The organism is Sorangium sp. So ce726 (genome assembly GCF_051521405.1).
Lineage (GTDB): Bacteria > Myxococcota_A > Polyangia > Polyangiales > Polyangiaceae > Sorangium.
The window spans coordinates 2125495-2143711 of the sequence record NZ_CP150349.1 but is presented as its reverse complement, the minus strand read 5'-3'; the positions used below and the strand labels follow the sequence as shown (position 1 = coordinate 2143711).

Sequence of the window (18217 nt, the reverse complement as noted above, 5' to 3'; positions counted from 1 at the left end):
GGTCACCCGACCACCAAGGGGAACACCGTAGCCTGCGTGGCCCCGCGCGGCGCAGCCCCCACGCCGAGACCAGAGACGCAGCGCAGCAGCGCCCGCTTCACGGGCTCTGCCAACTGGCATATTTTTTGCGAAATTTCTGTTGCCTGCACACCACAGCTCCCTCAGATCGGCGCCCGTGAAGGCTTCGCCTCACGGTCTCGCTGGAGACCACCGGCCGCAGTTGTAATCTGCACGCACTGACACTGTATTCTGCCATACAAACAGCATCGAGTTTATCCCTTAACCAGGGGCACGCAGAGGGCTTGCCATGGCGCTGAACTGCCCTTTTAATGCCGCGCCATCCGGATACTTCTCTTGGAGGACATGATGAAAAGTGTTTTGCTTCGCGGTGTGCTTGGCAGGTCGAAGTGGTCATTCGGCCTTGCGGTGGTTGCCTTGCAAGCAACCGTGCTGATCGGCTGCGGTGACGCGGCGACGGACGACGGCGCGGGCGGCGCGGGCGGCGCGGGCGGCGGCGGGGCGACCTCCGCGAGCTCGACGAACTCCGCGAGCTCGACGACCTCCGCGAGCTCGACGAGCGCTACGAGCTCGAGCGCCTCGACGACCTCGGCGACGACGTCGAGCGCCTCGACGACCTCGGCGACGACATCGGCCTCATCCACGACGAGCGCGAGCACCGGGGGGGTGCCCACGGACGGCACGCCGGTCGAGCGTCATGGCCGGCTCCGGGTCATGAACGGCAACATCGTCGGCGAGCACGGGTCCCCGGTCCAGCTCAAAGGCATGAGCCTGTTCTGGAGCCAGTGGAGCAACTACTACAATGCCAATGTCGTCAACTCGATCGCGGACAACTGGGACGCGACCGTCGTCCGCGCGGCCATGGGCATCGAGGGCGAAGACGGGTACCTCCAGAACGCGGGCGCCCAGAAGGCCAAGGCGAAGACCGTCGCTGACGCGGCGATCGCGAAGGGCATCTACGTCATCCTCGACTGGCACGATCACAACGCGCACCAGCACCTGGACCAGGCGAAGAGCTACTTCCGCGAGGTGGCGCAGGCCTACAAGAACGTGCCCAACGTCATCTTCGAGGTCTTCAACGAGCCCCTCAACACGAACACCTGGCCCGCGGTGAAGTCCTACGCCGAGGCGGTGATCTCCGAGATCCGCGGCCAGGGCGCGGACAACCTGGTCATCGTCGGCTCACCGAACTGGTCGCAGGACGTCGACATCGCCGCGAACAATCCCCTCAGCGATCAGAACGTGGCGTACACCCTCCACTTCTATGCCAACACGCACAAGGGGCCGCTCCGCGAGAAGGCCCAGAAAGCCATCGACAAGAAGCTGGCGCTGTTCGTGACCGAGTGGGGGACCTGCTCCGCCGACGGCAACGGCCAGCTCAACATCGGCGAGTCGCAGACCTGGCTCGACTTCCTGGACGCGCACAACATCAGCTGGGCCAACTGGTCGCTTGGCGACAAGGCCGAGGCGTGCTCCGCGCTCAGGCCCAACGCAAACCCGATGGGCAACTGGACGGACGACAATCTCACCGAGTCGGGCAAGTGGGTGAAGGGGAAAGTCGCGGAGTGATCCCCGTGCGGGTCACCGGCCGCTCGCGCCGGTGACCCGCCCCCCAACCAACGGCGCCGCGCCGCTCACCCGTGCGCGCGTTTGCTCTCCACGGACAGGGGCCGCCCGGCACAGAAGGGGCATTGATCGTCCGAGCACCAGTCGTCGTCCTCGAGGCCGAGCGCCCGGAGCTGCTCCAGCTCCCACGCGCGCGCCTCGGGCGAAAGCGGGGCGGGACAGGTGGACTTGTGGTCTCTCAGGCTGCTCAACATGGACGGTCCCGTTCGGCTGTGCTCCGGAGAGCGATTCCGGGATCTATCGCGCACAGCCCTGCAGCGCCCGCGAAATCGGCCGTGCCGCGCCGCGTCTGTCCATGGTCGAGACGAACGGAAAAGACCTCTGGAGGACGGTCCCCCGGCAGACCGCCAGTTCACCCGAAACCACGGCTCTGTCGCCGCGTCCAACCGTCGGCTTCCGTAGCATCGCCGTTAACCAAGCTTCGCGCCGCGTTCTCCTACATCCGAACGTTTACGTGGTCGTGGTCGTGGTCGTCAACGATAGGCCGTGAACGACCACGACCACGACCACGTAAACGTCCACGTCCACGTTCACGTAAACGTTCACGTTCACGTTGGTGACGGATGATGGGGTGGAGGGGGCGGAGCGCTCTTCAGCGAAGCCCTCCCCCGCGCAGCCGCTCAGCGACCTCCCGCCGTCGCAGCTTGCCGCTCGTCGTCTTGGGCAGATCGCCCGGCGGAACCAGGACGACCTGGTCGACCGTGACGCCGTTCGCCCGCAGCGCCTCCCGCACGCGCTCCACAAGGCCGGCGTGCTCGGACGCCTCGGCGCGCGTCTCGGCCACCACATAGACCGACTCGGTCTGGCGCTCCTCGACGAACAGCCCGACCGCGACCACGCACCCGGCCCGGATACCGTCGACCCGAGAGGCGATCTCCTCGATCACGGCGGGGATCATCGTGTGACCCCCCTTGATGATCACCTCCTTCTTCCGGCCGGTGACGAACAGCGTCCCGCGATCGATGAACCCGAGATCGCCCGTGCGCAGCCACCCGCCGACAAGCGCCTCCGCGGTCGCCTCGGGCTCGTTGAAATAGCCCTCCATCACCGTCTCCGAGCGCACCTCGATCTCCCCCACCGTGCGCTCCGGGACGGGGCTGCGCTGGGCGTCCACGATCCGGATCTCCGTGTGCGGGATCGGCCTGCCGACGCCGGCGAGCTCCAGCGAGAGGGGGCCAGGCGCGGCCTCCTCGACGCGGCCCTCGCGCTCCAGGAGGCCGCGATCCACCGTGAGGGCGCGCGGCTCGGCGTAGAGGTCGGGGAAGGTCACGGCGACCGTCGCCTCGGCCAGCCCGTAGACGGGGAAGAACGCCTCGATGCGGAAGCCGCAGGGCGCGAACGCCTCGGCGAAGCGGCGGAGCAAGGCGGGGGAGATCGGCTCGGCGCCGATCATCGCGCACCGCCACGCGCTGAGATCGAGGCCCGCCTCGACGGCGCGGCGGGCGAGGCCGATGCCGATGGCATAGGCGCTCGGCGGCCCGAGCGAGATGACGCCCCGGATGCTCGACATCTCCGCGAGCCACAAGAACGGCCGCGTCCGGAACTCGAGCGGCGAGAGCATGTGCACGGGGAAATCGTTGAAGAGCGGGAAGAGCAGCCCGCCGACGAGGCCCATGTCGTGGTGGAGCGGCAGCCACGAGACGCCCCCCGCGCCCTCGCCGCGCACCGGGAGCCGCTGGCTCATCGCGTCGAGGTGCAACATCAGCCGCTCGTGCGGGATCACCACGCCGCGCGGGTGCCCGGTGCTGCCGCTCGTGAGCTGGATGAGCGCGGGCCCGGGCGCGCGCTCCGGATCGGGCAGCGAGCCCGCGAGGGGCGCGTCGAGCAGCGGCTCGGCGGCGAGCTGGAGGAGGCCGCCCGCCCCCTCCTCGCCCTGCGCGAAGCCGAGCAGCGCGGACGAGACCACGAGCGCGCGCGCTCCGACGCGGTCGGCCGTCCGCCGGAGCTCACCGAGGAACGCCGCCACGTCCGTGAGCCGATAGGGCACCCCGACCTGGATCGGCACCGCGCCGAGCACCCAGACGCCGAAGAGGCACGGCACCGCCACCTCCACGTCCGTCACGAGCAGGAGCACGCGATCGCCCGGACGCACCCCCGCCGCGAGCAGGCCCGACGCCGCCGCGCACGCGCGGCGCCAGTACTCCGCCCACGACCAGCCGACGAACTCGCCCTGCTGCTTGTGGTAGAACCCGAATCGATCCGGCGTCGCCTCGGCGCGCGCCCTGAGCAGGCCCGCGACCGTCCGCGCAGAGAGCCCGCGGCTCACGGGGCGCGCCTCGGCTCGGGCGAGGGCGCGACGCCGAGGCGCTCGCGGCCGCCGCCCTTCGTCGCCACGATCATGTACTCGAGCGCGGTGCGGCGCGCGAAGGAGAGCCGGCCCACGGTCATGTACGTCTGGAGCAGCCGCGAGAAGCCGGGCGCGCGGGCGTCGATCCGGGCGCGGTTCGTGCGCACGTTGTCGATCCACCGGGCGACCGTGTGCACGTACGAGCTCGTGAGATCCTCGACGCGCCGGATATCGAGGCCGGCCTGCTCGATCAGCCCGAGCTCCTCGGCCAGCGAGATCAGGCGGCAATAGCCGAGCGCCTCGACGAAGATGTACTGCGTCGCAGAGCTCTCCCGGTCCCCGCGGGCGCGCGCCGGGAAATAGCAGTCGGAGATGAGCAGCCTGCCGCCCGGGCGCAGCGCGGCCGCGATCTTCTGGTGGATCCGCTCGCGGTTGTGCATGTGCACGATGCTGCCCACGAAGAGCACGGCGTCGAGCGACTCGGGCGCGAGCTCGATGTCCTCGATATGAGCGAGATCGATCCGTACCCGCGAGGCGACGCCCGCCCGGTCGGCGCGGCGGAGCGCCTCTTGCCGCTGCTTGTCGCTCAGCGTGACGCCCTGGAAGCTCCCGCCGGTGTGCTCGGCGAGATAGATGAGGTTCGAGCCCCAGCCGCACCCCACGTCGAGGACGCGCTCTCCGGGGTGGATGTCGAGCTCTCGGCGGACCCAGTCGTACTTCCGCTCTTGCGCCGTCTCGAGGCTCTCGGCGGGATCGAGGAAGATGCCCGTCGCGTAGGCCAGGCGGCTGTCGAGGACCATGGAGAATATCTCCGGGTCGTTCTGGTAATGAGCGGCGACCTCGCGCCGCTCGTGCTCCCGCTGCTCTTCAGGCGTCCGGACGGCGGCCTCGCGCTCGGCGCGCGTGCGCGGGGCGATCAAGGCGCCCCTCCCCGGCCGCCCCGCGCCGCGATCTGCGCCTCGACGAAGGCGATGACGTCACCGACCGTGCTGATATGCGCCTGATCGGGCGCCGCGAAATCGGGCGCCACGATCTGGAATCGCTCCTCGAGCGCGACGTTGACCTCGATGAGCGCCAGTGAATCCACGCCGAGGCCGCTCTCGAGCGACAGGTCGGGAGTCACGGCATCGACGCTCATCCCACATCGCTCTGCAATGATGGTACGGACCTCTCTGGCGATCTCCGGATCTCCCCCGCCCGCCACCTGCGGCTGCTTCCGAAGCGCCGCCTCGCTCTTGTTCATCGCGCTCTCCAGTCCAGGGTTCGGCGCGCGCGACCTTCAGCACGCCAGCGCGATAGATGCTCATGCCAGCGCCGGTCACGGCCGTAGCGCGACGTACCATGATCACCAGTCGTCGTCCATGCCCGGACGAGCCCGCTCGACCGCGAGGTCAGCGCGTCGCGGGCGCGCTCGCGCGCTGCGCGCCGGAGCCTACGCGCGACCGACGCGCGAGGCCCTGCCGCCGCGCCTCGCCGCGGCCCGGCGCGCCGGCGCGAGCGGCTCAATCGCCGAAATCGCCGTCGAACCCGCCGCCGTCATCGACGCCGCCGCCGTCATCGAACCCGTCGCCGTCATCGCCCCACGGATCGCCGTCATCCGCCCCGTCCCCCTCGTCGCCCGCCGAAGGGTCGTCGCCGCCGCGATCCGCGTCGTTCAGGAGGTCAGGATTCTCGGCGGCCTCCTGCGCTGTGCCGAGCATCGTGCCCGCCGGGTTCACGAAGAGGACGTGTGGGGGCGTGAGCATGTGCATGAACGAGGTGATGAGCATCACGTCCAGCATCATCCCGAGCGGGCTGGGTGGGTAATAGACGACGAACGGGTCATAGCCCGGGTGCGTGGGGCTCACGGGAGGCCGCTCGGCGCCCGCGCCGTCGCCCGCGCCGTCACCCGCGCCATCGCCCGCCGGCGCGTGCACGACGCGCGCGTCGGCGTGGTGATGCTCCACGCGCGCCTCCGGCATCGTGGCCTTGAGGGCGCCCTCGACCCGCCCGACGAAGGACTCGAACTGCAGCCGCGCCGCCTCGAACAGCGCCGGATCCTTCACCAGGGGCTCGACGCGGCGGCGGTAGTCCTCCCCGGACTCGCCGGCTCGCGGCTCGAGATCCCGCAGCCGCCCGCCGATGGAGACGAGCCCCGCCGGCTCGTCGTCGGCGTGCTCGGTGCGCGCCCGCGTCTCGATGACCAGGTGCAGCCCTGCTTCCTCGTGCTCGGCGGCGAACCTGAGCTCGCTGAACCCGCGCCCGAACACGGTGGAATGCTCGGACAGCGCGAGCACGAGATCGGGAAGATCGTCCGGCTTCCCGTCGGTGTCCTGGAAGATGACGGTGTCATCGATCACGAGCGAGAGGGCGTTCGTGACCCCGAGCTGGACGAGCGCCCCCCGCACCTGATCGACCACGGCGGTGGCCTCGAGCTCGACGCGCACGCGATCGGTGTCGAGATCCACCGTGGCGCCGAAGCTGCGCTTCAGCTTCTCCCAGACGGTGGGGTTGCGCTGGATGATGCTGCCCTTGAGCGAAACGTGGATCTGTCCGATGAGCCGCATACGCGCTACTTAGCACCGCGGCGGCGCGCCATCGTCGACGACGCTCGCGAGCCTGGAGGGCGGCAGGGGCGCGGCGCCGGGTGAGCGATCGGCCGCCGCGCCGCCGCGCCGCCGCGCCGGCGCAGGAGCCCGGCCGCCCCTGGCCGACGGGGCTAGCCGAACGTGAACCGCTGCGCCACGCGCTTGTACGCCTGCTCGACGACGCGGCGGGCGTGGTGGATCGGGTTGGAGTGGGGGAACTGCAGCGAGGGCGGCGCGCCCTCGTCGATGCCATGCGCGTCGGAGGCCGCGTCCGAGAGCCGGCGCGCGAGGGCGCCCACGGTGTCGACCTCGAAGTCCTTCGAGTTCTCGTCGAGGAAGCGGCAGAGCCCGCGGAGCCGCTCGACGTTGAGCCGGTTCGGGAAGCCGCGGCGCGCCTCCGCCGAGTCGAGGAAATAGAACTCGAACGAGTGCGTCACCAGCGTGACCTCCTTCACCCCGAGGGCGCGGTAGCGGAGGAGACAATGCTTGATCTCGTCGAGCGTCACCGCCGTGATCTGAAGGTGCCTGAAGCGCTTCGTGGGCTCGATGAAGTTCGTGACCGGCAGCTCGTACACCCCCGGCTCGGGCGTCTCGAAGAGGCCGAGCCGCGCGCCCGGATACTGCATCTTGCAGTTCTTGCTGAAGTAGCAGGGGTTGTAGTTGCTGCTCAGCACGAGCCCCGCCCGCTTCATCGCCCGCCAGGTGTCGTTGCTCGCCCCGAAATTGCCGGCGCGGTAGCCGAGCAGCTCGCTCGCCGGGACGCCCGCGCGCACGAGCAGGTCGCGCCCCTCGAGGAGGAGCCGCGTCTGCTCCTCGACCGGGTAGTCGGCGATGTCGTCGGAGACGCGGGGCTCGCCCCGGGTGTGCCAGTCCGCGCGCCGCTGCACGGGGTGCACGTGCAGCTGCACGTCGTGGCCGCGGCTGTGGAGCGCCTGGCACACGCTCGTCAGACCGTCCATGCCGAAGCTGTACGAGCCGATGGCCTCGACGAAGAACGTCCCGCGCTGGCCGTACGCCTCGAGCTCGCGCATGATGAGCTCGATCCCGAGGGGCTCGCGCTGGTTGACGAAGCGGCCCCAGATCCGGAGGTCGTAGCCCATCGCGGGAGACTTGGTATCGCCCAGGATGCGCTCCTCCGCGCACTCCACGTCCACGGTGATGTATACCCGCGTCCTCCCGTCAGCCATCGCCAGCTCCTCCCTCACCGCGCTTCTGAAGAACCATCGTGATCGTCGGAGACACGAAGCCCACGTGCATCCCGAGCGGGCCGAGCAGCCGGTTCGCTGCCGAGAAGACCATGAGCCGCGGCCCGGACAGCCCCATCTTGGCCTTCAGGTCGACGATCAGCCGGCCCCGATCCTGCTGCGAGATGTCGACATAATCGCCGAACCCGCGCCGGAGCTGCCAGGGAAATACGCTGTAGATCGACTTGCCCGGGAACAGCGGGCGCAGCGCCCGAGGCACGTAGTTGATCAGGAGACGGCCGCTGTGGCACTCGACCGGCCAGAGGCGGTTGCTCGTGCCCAGGACGACGATGAACCCCCACGGCCCGAGCACCCGATCGATCTCGCGCTGGACGGCCGGCAGGCGCTCAGGCGGGACATACTCGAGCACGCTGTTGCAGGAGACGAGCTCGAACTCCGCATCGGCAAACGGCATCGCGGTCGTGTTGGGGACGTGATGAACACGGATCCTGTCCGACAGCCCGTGGCGCTCGGCGTTCAGCTGCGCCAGCTCGACGTACATGGGGTCGACGTCGAGCGCGGTCACCTCGGCGCCAAGGGTCGCGAGCACGACCGCCGTCCCGCCGAAGTGGCAGCCGAACTCGAGCACCTTCTTGCCGCGGACCGACGTGAAGAGGTCGTCGTAGGCGTGGCGGCTGCGCCGCCACTCCCACGCGGCATACCCCCCGACCCACGGGTCGTCGGGATCCCAGCCGTGGCGCCGCGCGCACTCGCGGAAGCGGTGATCGGCGTCTGCGTCTTGGACAGCCGGCGGGGTGGCGACGCTCTGGCTCGGCTCGCTCATCGGGGAAAGGATCAAGCGTCGGCTGTCCCTGCGGGCAGCAGGGGCGCCCGGTAGATGGCGAACAGGAAGGGCGAGAACCAGGGGTTCGTCTCGCCGGGGACCACCCGGCGCGCGATCGCCCTGAGGGGCGGGACGATCTTCCAGACGACACGCCGCGCCAGGAGCGGCGCCTCGTCGTCCAGCCAGAAATCGAAGTGGCCGCCGGTGTATCGAGCCTGGACGATCTCGGCGCCGTTGCGGCGGGCGGCGGCCTCGAGGAACGGCAGGTTCATGATGCGGGTGTTGTGGCCGTTCAGGTTCTTGCGATCGAACAGCCAGTGGAGCGCCTTCTGTCCGCCGCCGAAGTTCGGCATGCCGATCACCACGGTGCCCCCCGGCTTCACCATCTCGAAGTGCCGATCCACCACCGCCCCGGCGTCATCGAAGTGCTCGATGAACCCGAAGGAAGCAACGATATCGAACTTCTGCTGGGGCTTCCAGTTGAAGAAGTCCCCCTTCTCGATCTTGCCGACCTTGATGCCGCGCTTCCGGATCTCCTGCTCGACGACCTCCGGGTCGCAGGCGTAATCCAGGCCGTTCGCCGTGAACCCCAGGCGCCCACAGAAGTCGACCAGGATACGGCCTGGCGCACAGCCGATCTCGAAGAACGACAACCCCTCCCCGCGCGGCAGGAAGGGAGCGACGTCGTCGTAGATCTCGCAGCCGCCACCCAGATCGTCGGTGCCGACATAGCCCTTCCAGTGGTTCTCCCAGTACTCCTGTGACGTGAGCTTCAACGTCGCCTCCTCGATGCCTTCGCGAAAAGGGCGGCTCCACGAGGAGCCTCCCGGAGAACCGCAGTCGACCACGCGCGGCGCGGGCGATCGAATGCTGCCCGAGATTCGTCCAGTTTGACGAATCCTAGAGGACCGGGAGGCTCACATGCAAGCCGGCCCTCCGCCTTCTTCCCGCGCCGCCGTTCCTTAACGCAGACGCACGCAGGCGCACGCAGGCACACGCAGACGCACGCAGGCGCACCTACGCAGCGCGGGGTCGCCGCGCCTGCGCGGCGCGCGGGGTGCCCGGGCCCGCTGCCCGGAGCTCCGCCGCACGCGCCGCGCTCGCGCATCGCCAGCGCTAGGAAGCGGCCCCCTTCTGGAGGCGCTCGCGGAGCAGGACCTCGAGCGAGGCGAGCGCCTTCGCGAAGCCGTCGATGCCCTCGGCCAGCTTGTCGCTCGCCATCCGGTCGGCGGCGTGCATCGCGCGGAACGCCGCCTCATCCATCGGGATCTTCGCGATCTGCAGGGCGCGCGCCGCGTCGGGATCGAGCTTCCTCGGCAGGTCGCCGTGCGCGGAGGCGAGCTCCGAGAGCAGCTTCGGCGAGATCGTCAGGAGGTCGCAGCCGGCGAGCTCCTTGATCTCGTCGATGTTGCGGAAGCTCGCGCCCATCACCTCGGTCTTGTAGCCGTGCTTCTTGTAGTAGTTGTAGATCTTCGTGACGGAGACGACGCCGGGGTCCTCGGCCGGCGCGTAGCTCGTGCGGCCGGTGTCCTTCAGGTACCAGTCGAGGATGCGTCCGACGAACGGCGAGATGAGCGTCACGCCTGCCTCGGCGCACGCGATCGCCTGGTGCAGCCCGAAGAGCAGCGTGAGGTTGCAGTGGATGCCCTCCTTCTCGAGGACCTCCGCCGCGCGGATGCCCTCCCACGTCGAGGCGATCTTGATGAGGACGCGCTTGCGCGAGATGCCGGCCTCCTCGTAGAGCCGCACGATGCTCCGGCCCTTCTCGATGGTCCCCTGGGTGTCGAAGGAGAGGCGCGCGTCGACCTCGGTCGAGACGCGGCCGGGGATGATCTTCAGGATGCGCAGGCCGAAGTCGACGGCGAGCCGCTCGAAGGCGAGGCTCACGACGTCGCCCGGTTCCTTGCCCCGGCCCGCCTCCTTCTGGCCCCAGGCGAGCGCGCCGCTCACGATGTCGGCGTACTCGGGCATCTGGGCCGCCGCGGTGATGAGCGACGGGTTCGTCGTCGCGTCCTGGGGGCGGAATTTCTCGATCGAGTTGATGTCGCCGGTGTCCGCGACGACGACGGTGTACGCCTTGAGGCGCTCCAGCAGGTTCTGGTCCATGGGCGGCATTGTACGAGCAGCCAGGCAGGACGCTTCAAAGCTTTCGTGGCCTTCGTGTGAGGACCACCCCCTCCGGCTGGATGCACGGCCGGCGGTGGCCTATGGAGAGGGCCCCGTGGAGCCGCCCCCCAACGCCGTCGCGCAGCGCGTCCTGTCCGCCTACGATGACCGCCTCTCGGTCCTGCGCGCCGAGGCCAGCGCGCTCGATCGCCGCTCGAAGACGTTCTCGCTGCTGCGCGGGGTCTCGTTCGTGGCGGCGGCCGTGGCCGGGGGGTACGCGCTCTTCGGCGATGTGCCGCGGTGGGTCTCGTACGCCGCCGGGGCGGTGACCGCGGTGTTCCTCGGGCTGCTCGTCGCGCACGCGCGCCTCGTCACCCGGATGACGGAGCTCGAGCAGCGCATCGGCCTCTACGTGCGCGGCAAGCGGCGGGTCGCCGGCGATTTCGGCGATTTCCCGGAGCGGGGAGATCGCTTCGCCGCGCCGGACCACGATTACGCGGGCGATCTCGACGTGTTCGGGCAGGCGTCGCTGTTCCAGCTGCTCAACGTGGCCCAGACGGGCGAGGGCGAGGCCACGCTCGCGGCCTTCCTCGCGGAGCCCGCCCCGGCGCCCGCGGTGGCGGCGCGGCAGGAGGCGGTGCGCGAGCTCGCCGGCCTCGGGGCGTTCCGGGAGGATCTCGCGGTGGTGGGCATGCAGGCGGGGGCGCGCGGGCGCGAGGCCGGCCCGCTCATCGCGTGGGCCGAGGCGCCCCCGGCGCTGCTCGGCCCGGAGGCGCGCGCCGGCGGCCTGCCGGTGAGCGCGCTCCTGACCGCGGCGAAGGTGCTCGTGCCGCTGACGCTGGCGCTGCTCGCGGCGCCGCGGTTCATCCCCGCGGAGCAGCTCGGGCTGCTCCGCCACGCCTACCTCCTGCCGCTGGCCGCCCAGATCCTCGTGCTGGTCCTGCTGCGGCCGGCGTACGAGCCGATCGTCGCCGCGGCCTCGTCGCGCGAGGCGCCGTTCGCCAGGTACCGGCCGATCCTCGCCCGCATCGAGGAGCAGGCGTTCTCGTCGGCGCTGCTCCGCGAGCTCAAGGCCGAGCTCGCTGGGCCCTCGGGCGTGCTCGCCTCGCGGGAGATGACGGCGCTCGAGAGCCGGGTCGGCTACTCGGACCTGCGCCACAGCGGGCTCGTCCACATCGTCGCCAACCTCTTCCTGCTCTGGGACGTGTGGTGCGCGCTCGCGCTGGAGCGGTGGAAGCTGCGCGCGGGCCGCCACGTGAAGGCGTGGATGCGGACGCTCGGGCACATGGAGGCGCTCGCGAGCCTCGCGACGTTCGCGCACGAGAACCCCGACAACGCGTACCCCGACGTGAAGGACGGCGAGCCGCGCTTCACGGCGGCGGGGCTCGGCCACCCGCTCCTTCCGCGCGACCGGCGGGTGACGAACGACGTCTCGCTGGAGGGCGCGGGCGCCGCGCTGCTCGTGACGGGGTCCAACATGTCGGGCAAGAGCACGCTGCTGCGCGCCGTCGGGGTGAACGCCGCGCTCGCCCTCGCGGGCGCGCCGGTCTGCGCGTCGTCGCTGTCGCTCTCGCCGGTCCGCGTGCGGACGAGCATGCGGATCAAGGACTCGCTCGAGCACGGCGTCTCGCACTTCTACGCCGAGCTGACCCGCCTGAAGCGCGTCGTCGACGGCGCGAACGGCGGCGAGCGGGTGCTGTTCCTGCTCGACGAGATCCTCCACGGCACGAACGCGCGCGAGCGCCAGATCGGGGCGAGGGCGGTCGTGCGGCACCTCGTCGCGCAGGGGGCCATCGGCGCGGTCTCGTCCCACGACATGGGGCTCGCCGTGCTGGAGCAGGAGACCTCGGGACGGGTGCGCAACATGCACTTCGAGGAGCTCGTGGTCGAGGACAGGATGACCTTCGATTACAAGCTGAAGCCCGGCGTTGTGACGAGCGCGAACGCGCTGCGGCTCATGAAGATCGTCGGGATCGACGTCGACTTCTCGGAGGGTGAGCGGACGGCGGCGGCCGCGACCGCGGCGCCGGGAGCGAGCGCGCCGGCCGCGGCGGCGGCGCGGGAATAGCGGCGGCGGCGACGACCGCGGCGATGGCGCGGGAATGCGCGCGGCCCCCGGCCGCGTTGAGGGCGCCATGCTTTCTCCGCTCCCCTGCAGCCTCTCGCGCCGCGCCCTGGTCTCGGCGCGTCCCTTGCTCTCCTGCGCGCTCCTCGCGATCGTCACGACAGCGAGCGCCTGCGCCACGGCGCCGCCACCGCCGTCACCTCCCCCGCCAGCGAACGGCGGAGCGGCCCCGCCGGCCGCGGCGCCGGGCGCGAGCGCGCCGGGCGCGAGCGCGCCGGCCGCGGCGCGGACCGAGATCGACGAGGGCGGGGCGGCGCTCCTCCGCGCGGAGGGCGTGGACGGCGCGTTCGTCCTGTTCGACGCCGCGCGGGGCGTCACCCGCGTCGTGAACCCCGACCGCGCGGCGGCGCGGTACGTGCCCGCCTCGACCTTCAAGATCCCGAACACGATCATCGGCCTGGAGACCGGGGTCATCCCGGACGAGCGCTTCACGCTCCGGTGGGACGGGGTGCAGCGCCGCGTGCCCGACTGGAACCGCGACCACGATCTCGCGTCGGCGATGAAGCACTCGGTCGTCTGGTTCTACCAGGAGGTCGCGCGCCGGATCGGGCCCGAGCGCATGCAGGCGCACCTCGACACGCTCGGCTACGGCAACCGCGACATCTCGGGGGGCATCGACCAGTTCTGGTTGACCGGGGGGCTCCGCATCTCCCCGCACGAGCAGATCGATTTCCTGCGGCGGCTCCACGCCGGCGCGCTGCCCTGCTCCGCGCGGAGCATGGACATCGTGAAGCGGATCCTCGTGCTGGAGCAGACGCCGGCCTACACGCTGCGCGGCAAGACGGGGATGGAGATGGACGAGCGATCGAGCACCGGCTGGCTGGTCGGCTACGTCGAGCGCGGGGCAGACACCTACTTCTTCGCGACCGTGCTCGTCGGCACAGGCAGCGACGGCGAGCGCATCATGCCGCTGCGCCGCAGCCTGACCCGCGCCCTGCTCAAGCGGCACGGCGCGCTCCCCGAGGACGCCTGACGCCGGCGCCTCGCCCGGCGCCGCCCCCTACGCCGCCGGCGCTGCGCTCGAGGGCGACGGCGCCGCGCCCTGTGACGCCGTGGAGCGCGCCGCCCACGCGAACGCGGCGATCCGCTCGGCGAAGCGGCGCGGGTCGTCGACCTGCGGGCAGTGCCCGATGCCTTCGGGCTCCTCGATCTCCGCGTGCGGAGGGAGGTGCCGCCGGTAGTACTCGAGGTTGGCGCTCGGCATCAGGCGGTCCGAGCGGCCCCAGATCAGCAGGATCGGCATCGAGAGGGCGCTCAGCTGCTCGGGCGTGAACGCGTGGTCGCACCGGGCCGAGCGCCTGAAGGAGAGGATGGTCTCGCGCGAGAACGTCCGCATGACGTCGCCGGCGATGAGCGGGGTGAACCACGGGACGCGGTGGTAGAGGCGCGCGAAGAACGCGTGGGCGTCGGCCCGCGACCGCAGGTTGAACACCGCGAGCAGCTCGGCGAGCTCAGCCTGCTCCATGCCGGCGCCGGCCGGCGACGCGAGCACCAGCGCGCGCACGCGGTCCGGCGAGCTCAGCGCGTAGCTCACCGCGACCGCGCCGCCGAGGGAGTTGCCGACGACGATCGCGGGCTCGTCGAGCTCGCGGTCGAGCAGCTCGTGCATGGCGGTGGCGAGGCACTCCGGCGTGAACGCCGACGCCGGCGCCGCGCTCCACCCGTGCCCCGGCGACTCCGCGGCGATGACGCGGCGGGCGCGCCGCCGGAGGCGCTGCAGCACCGGCGCGTACGGGAGCGCCGAGGAGCCGATGCCGTGGAGCAGGACCACCGTCGGGAGCGGGCCTGTGCCCGGAGCATCGTAGAGGTGCAGCCGGCAGACCGACGTGTCGACCCAGCGGCTCTGCACCCCGGACCTGTTCAGCGCCTTCTTGGCGAGGCGTTCGGCGAGCGGGAGGATGCCCATGCGCCGGGCATAGCAGATCGAAAGGGTTCCCGCGGGGGCGGAAGCGGAGGTGCGCGCGCGCGGGCTGTCGTTCGATCGGCGGGCCGCGGACGAGGCCGGGGGCGCGCCCGATTTCCGTTGAGCTCCATGGAGATCCGCGCAACATCTCCGGCCGTGCGATCGCCTCTCCTCGCCGCCGCCGTCACCCTGATCGCGTGCTCACGTCCCGAGCCGCCGACGCTCAAGCCGGAGCTCGCGACGGTGACCGCCGTCACCGTCCAGGGCATCGATCTGCGGGTCCAGATCCAGGCGTACAACCCGAACAGCATCGATCTCTCGACGCGCTCGATGAAGGCGAGCGTGCTGCTCGACGGCAAGTACGACGTCGGCACGGTCACCGCGCTCACGCCGCTCCAGCTGCCCGCGAAGAAGTGGACCCGGATCGACGCGCCGCTCTCGGTGAAGTGGAAGGATCTCACGAGCATCGCCGCGCTGGCGGCGCAGAGCCGCGGTATCCCGTACCAGGTGAGCGGCACCGTCGCGATCGGCGGAGAGACGCTCAACGTGGATGTGCCGTTCCGCCTCGCGGGGACAATCACACACGAGCAGCTCGTCACGGCGATCGGCAACTCGCTCCCGGGCCTGCCCCTCCCCGGTCTGCGCTGAGGAGCACAGCCCGCAACGGACGGGCGAGCAAGCCCCTCGGGTGCCCGCCCGCCATCGCCCTCATTCAACCCTCGTATCGCTCGATCGTTGAATACCCCTCGACCGTACCGCTCGACGGGATAGCTCAGAAGGCCCAGCGCGCCCTGTTGTCTCCAGCGTTGTCTCGGGCCCACAAAGCTTGCAGAATCGCAGCGGAGGAGACGTCCGTGCCCGTCCACGAGGAGCCCCCCGTTCGCGCGCGCCCGCGGTCATCGACGCGCTCGTCTCCGCCGCCAAAGGACGCAGCCCCATGTCCGGCGGCCTGATCTTCCACGACGGCGGCGGCGGGGCCGTCGCGCGCTGCACGCGCTGCGGCGCCGAGGCGGCGGGGCCGTGCGCGCGCTGCAGCACGCCCGTGTGCGGCGACTGCTGCGTGCTCACGGAGGGCGGCGCGCGCGTCTGGGCGATCTGCCTCGCCTGCGAGGATCGCGGCGGCCGCTCCCTCCGCCGGGGCTGGGCGACCGTCCTCGGGTGGATCGCGCTGCCCATCGCGGCGCTCGCGGCGCTCGTCGCGCTGCTCGCGTGGCTGCAAAGCAACTGAAGAGACCGGAGGAGTCATGTTCAGCGTGAAGGAAGTCGAAGGCGCGATTCCCACCATCGAGCTCGCCGACAGCGACGCCGCGAGCCGCGCGGTGCTGGCCCCGGCCCGCGGCGGCATCCTGACCGAGCTGACGGTCGGCGGCCGCGCGCTGCTCTACCTCGATCGCGCCACCTTCGAGGATCGCAGCGCCAACGTGCGCGGCGGCAACCCCGTGCTCTTCCCCTCTCCGGGCAAGCTCGCCGGCGACGCCTGGTCCGCCGCCGGCGCGGCGGGCCAGATGCGCCAGCACGGCTTCGCCCGCACCCTGCCGTGGTCGCTCGACGACCATGGCACCCTCGAGTCGGGCGGCGCGTACGCGCGCCTCGTCCTTCGGTCGAGCGAGGCGACGCGCGCGCAGTACCCCTGGGATTTCCGCGCCGAGTTCACCTACACGCTGCGCGGCAGGGCGCTCCGCATCGATCTGCGCATCACCAACGAGACCGGCGCAGGCGCCCCGCCGATGCCCTTCGGAGCGGGGTTTCACCCGTATTTCACCGTCTCCCAGGCGGACAAGGCCCGCGCGTCGATCGAGACGCGGGCGACGCGCGCGTTCGACAACACCACGAAGCAGGAAGCGCCCTTCTCCGGCTTCGACCTGACCCGGCCCGAGGTCGACCTCCACCTGCTCGACCACGGCTCCACCGAGAGCTCGCTCTCGATCGAGGGCGCCCAAGGGGTGCGCATCGTCGTCCGCGGCTCACCGGAGTTCACCCACTGGGTCGTGTGGACGTTGCAAGGCAAGGACTTCGTCTGCCTCGAGCCCTGGACCTGCCCCGGCAACGCCCTCAACACCGGAGAGCGCCTCATCCACCTCCGGTCGCACGAGACTCGGGCGCTCTGGATCGAGCTCTCCGCCTGAAGCGATGACGGCCGCGCGCCCGCGACACGCTGGAGGGCGCGCTGGAGAGACCGAGGAGCCGCGCTGCGTCGGCGGTGACGCGCGGCTTCTCGGTTGACTGCCGGCCGGAAAACGCGTCGAATCCCGCCATGACTTCTACCGATCTCCTTACCGCACATCGATCCCTGCTCGCCCGCTCCCGATCGCACCTCGGGCGGCGACCTCGCCTCTCGCTCTCCACCCTCGCGGCTGCCGCGCTGGCGACGACGCTCACCACGGGCGCCTCCGCGGCGCCGGTCTGGACCGGAGACTTCGAGACGGGCAATCTGAACCAGTGGAACACGACCCTGAACGGCGAGCACATCTCCGTGGTGACGTCGCCTGTCCTTCAGGGCACGAGGGCCGGGAGGGTCCAGCTCACCAACGACGCGAGGTGGTCGAACGGCATCAAGCGCGTCGAGCTGAACCACAAGCCGGCCAACGCCCGCACGGCCGAGGGCGCCCAGACCTACTTTGCCTGGAGCTTCTATCTCCCCGAGGCGCTCGCGGCGGACCCGCCGACGCAGATCGGATACTGGGAGTCCGAGGGGAGCTACAACCAGATGATGTCGTTCGAGGTCGTCGGACAGCATATCAGCTTCGCCACCCGCAAGCCCAACAACAAGGTGCACTGGGAGGCGGACGGCGCGCTGACGCCCGGCGTGTGGCACCGCATCGCGCTGCACATCCGGTGGTCGACGAACCCGAACCAGGGCTCCGTCGATGTGTGGTTCGACGGCGAGCAGGTCGTCACCGGAGGGAAGGCGCAGACGCTCGCCGACAACAACGCGCACTTCACGCAGATCGGCCTGCTGCGCAACCCGTCCGAGTTCACGGACAGCCCCGTCATCGTCCTCGATGATGCCGTGGAGGGGGACACCCTCGAGGACGTCCGCCCCGCGCTGCCCTCCTCCGGGGAAGGCGGCGCCGGTGGCGCGGGCGGCGCGGGCGACGCGGGCGGCTCCGGCGGCGCAGGTGGCTCCGGCGGCGCAGGCGGCGTGGACGGCTCCGGCGGGACCGGGAGCACCGGGGCCGCCGGCGGCGACGCCACAGGCGGCAGCGACGGCGCGGGCGGCGGCGTGGCGCCCGGCCCCAGCGCTTCGAGCTCCTCCTCCGCCGCTTCGGGCGCCGGCTCCACCGGCGCGGGGACGGGCGGCACGGACGAGGTGGCGTCTGACGAGGGCGACGACGACGGCGGCTGCAGCTGCCGCGCCGCCGGCTCGCCCGCGGCCCCCGCGCCCATGGCCCTCGCCGGCCTCGGCCTCATCGCGGCGCTCGCGTTCGCGCGGCGGCGCGAGCGGCGCTGAGCTGTCGCGAGCGGCGCGAGCCGCAGCGCCCCGGGCGGGCCAGAGCCGCGCCGAACACATGACGAGGGCCGTTCTTAAACAAAATTGATTTTCGGATCAATTTTCA

18 protein-coding genes are annotated in these 18217 nt (G+C 71.0%); 7 read left to right on the top strand and 11 right to left on the bottom strand.

Annotated features, from left to right (window positions below):
* Positions 1-326: 326 nt before the first annotated feature.
* Positions 327-692, bottom strand: a complete 366-nt coding sequence (locus tag WME79_RS08125; protein ID WP_437534041.1) for a hypothetical protein — start codon at positions 690-692, stop codon at positions 327-329.
* Between WME79_RS08125 and WME79_RS08120 the strand changes: the two genes are divergently transcribed.
* Positions 685-1587 carry a glycoside hydrolase family 5 protein gene (locus tag WME79_RS08120; protein WP_437534040.1) on the top strand — a complete coding sequence of 301 codons (903 nt, stop codon included), beginning with the start codon at positions 685-687 and terminating at the stop codon, positions 1585-1587. The two genes, WME79_RS08125 and WME79_RS08120, sit on opposite strands and share 8 nt — an antisense overlap.
* Before the next feature lie 65 nt (positions 1588-1652).
* On the opposite strand, the gene WME79_RS08115 is transcribed toward WME79_RS08120, so the two are convergent.
* The 9 genes from WME79_RS08115 to WME79_RS08075 all read right to left on the bottom strand — a co-directional run bounded on the left by WME79_RS08115 (position 1653) and on the right by WME79_RS08075 (position 10632).
* Complete coding sequence (locus WME79_RS08115; RefSeq protein ID WP_437534039.1) at positions 1653-1838, bottom strand: hypothetical protein; 186 nt, start codon at positions 1836-1838, stop codon at positions 1653-1655.
* A gap of 398 nt (positions 1839-2236) precedes the next feature.
* Positions 2237-3910 (bottom strand): AMP-binding protein, encoded by a 1674-nt coding sequence (locus tag WME79_RS08110; RefSeq protein ID WP_437534038.1) that lies wholly within the window; start codon positions 3908-3910, stop codon positions 2237-2239.
* Entirely contained in the window at positions 3907-4851 is a 945-nt protein-coding gene (locus WME79_RS08105) for an SAM-dependent methyltransferase (protein ID WP_437534037.1), read from the bottom strand. The genes WME79_RS08110 and WME79_RS08105 overlap by 4 nt, the downstream gene beginning before the upstream one ends.
* On the bottom strand, positions 4848-5174 hold the full coding sequence (locus WME79_RS08100) for an acyl carrier protein (RefSeq protein ID WP_437534036.1): 327 nt from the start codon (positions 5172-5174) through the stop codon (positions 4848-4850). Before WME79_RS08100 ends, WME79_RS08105 begins: the two co-directional genes overlap by 4 nt.
* Positions 5175-5433: 259 nt before the next feature.
* The gene (locus WME79_RS08095) at positions 5434-6477 is read right to left on the bottom strand and encodes a hypothetical protein (protein WP_437534035.1); all 1044 of its coding nucleotides are present in this window, start codon (positions 6475-6477) and stop codon (positions 5434-5436) included.
* Positions 6478-6629: 152 nt separating this feature from the next.
* Positions 6630-7685, bottom strand: coding sequence for a polysaccharide deacetylase family protein (locus WME79_RS08090; RefSeq protein ID WP_437534034.1), 1056 nt, complete (start codon positions 7683-7685; stop codon positions 6630-6632).
* Positions 7678-8526 (bottom strand): class I SAM-dependent methyltransferase, encoded by an 849-nt coding sequence (locus WME79_RS08085; RefSeq protein ID WP_437534033.1) that lies wholly within the window; start codon positions 8524-8526, stop codon positions 7678-7680. Before WME79_RS08085 ends, WME79_RS08090 begins: the two co-directional genes overlap by 8 nt.
* Positions 8527-8537: 11 nt before the next feature.
* On the bottom strand, positions 8538-9302 hold the full coding sequence (locus tag WME79_RS08080) for a class I SAM-dependent methyltransferase (RefSeq protein ID WP_437534032.1): 765 nt from the start codon (positions 9300-9302) through the stop codon (positions 8538-8540).
* Positions 9303-9642: 340 nt separating this feature from the next.
* Complete coding sequence (locus tag WME79_RS08075; protein ID WP_437534031.1) at positions 9643-10632, bottom strand: transaldolase; 990 nt, start codon at positions 10630-10632, stop codon at positions 9643-9645.
* 115 nt (positions 10633-10747) lie between these two features.
* Between WME79_RS08075 and WME79_RS08070 the strand changes: the two genes are divergently transcribed.
* Complete coding sequence (locus WME79_RS08070) at positions 10748-12700, top strand: MutS family DNA mismatch repair protein (protein WP_437534030.1); 1953 nt, start codon at positions 10748-10750, stop codon at positions 12698-12700.
* Between the two features lie 67 nt (positions 12701-12767).
* Positions 12768-13730, top strand: coding sequence for a class D beta-lactamase (gene blaOXA, locus WME79_RS08065; RefSeq protein WP_437534029.1), 963 nt, complete (start codon positions 12768-12770; stop codon positions 13728-13730).
* A 27-nt stretch (positions 13731-13757) separates the two neighbouring features.
* On the opposite strand, the gene WME79_RS08060 is transcribed toward blaOXA, so the two are convergent.
* Positions 13758-14663, bottom strand: coding sequence for an alpha/beta fold hydrolase (locus tag WME79_RS08060; RefSeq protein ID WP_437534028.1), 906 nt, complete (start codon positions 14661-14663; stop codon positions 13758-13760).
* A 153-nt stretch (positions 14664-14816) separates the two neighbouring features.
* Here WME79_RS08060 and WME79_RS08055 point away from each other — a divergent pair, with 153 nt between their 5' ends.
* From WME79_RS08055 to WME79_RS08040, 4 genes are all read left to right on the top strand, one after another.
* Positions 14817-15308, top strand: a complete 492-nt coding sequence (locus WME79_RS08055; RefSeq protein WP_437534027.1) for an LEA type 2 family protein — start codon at positions 14817-14819, stop codon at positions 15306-15308.
* A gap of 289 nt (positions 15309-15597) precedes the next feature.
* Positions 15598-15888 carry a hypothetical protein gene (locus WME79_RS08050; protein WP_437534026.1) on the top strand — a complete coding sequence of 97 codons (291 nt, stop codon included), beginning with the start codon at positions 15598-15600 and terminating at the stop codon, positions 15886-15888.
* Positions 15889-15904: 16 nt separating this feature from the next.
* Positions 15905-16786 carry a galactose mutarotase gene (locus WME79_RS08045; protein WP_437534025.1) on the top strand — a complete coding sequence of 294 codons (882 nt, stop codon included), beginning with the start codon at positions 15905-15907 and terminating at the stop codon, positions 16784-16786.
* 128 nt (positions 16787-16914) lie between these two features.
* Positions 16915-18111: a polysaccharide lyase gene (locus WME79_RS08040; RefSeq protein WP_437534024.1), complete on the top strand. Its 1197-nt coding sequence runs from the start codon at positions 16915-16917 to the stop codon at positions 18109-18111.
* The last annotated feature ends 106 nt before the right edge of the window (positions 18112-18217 follow it).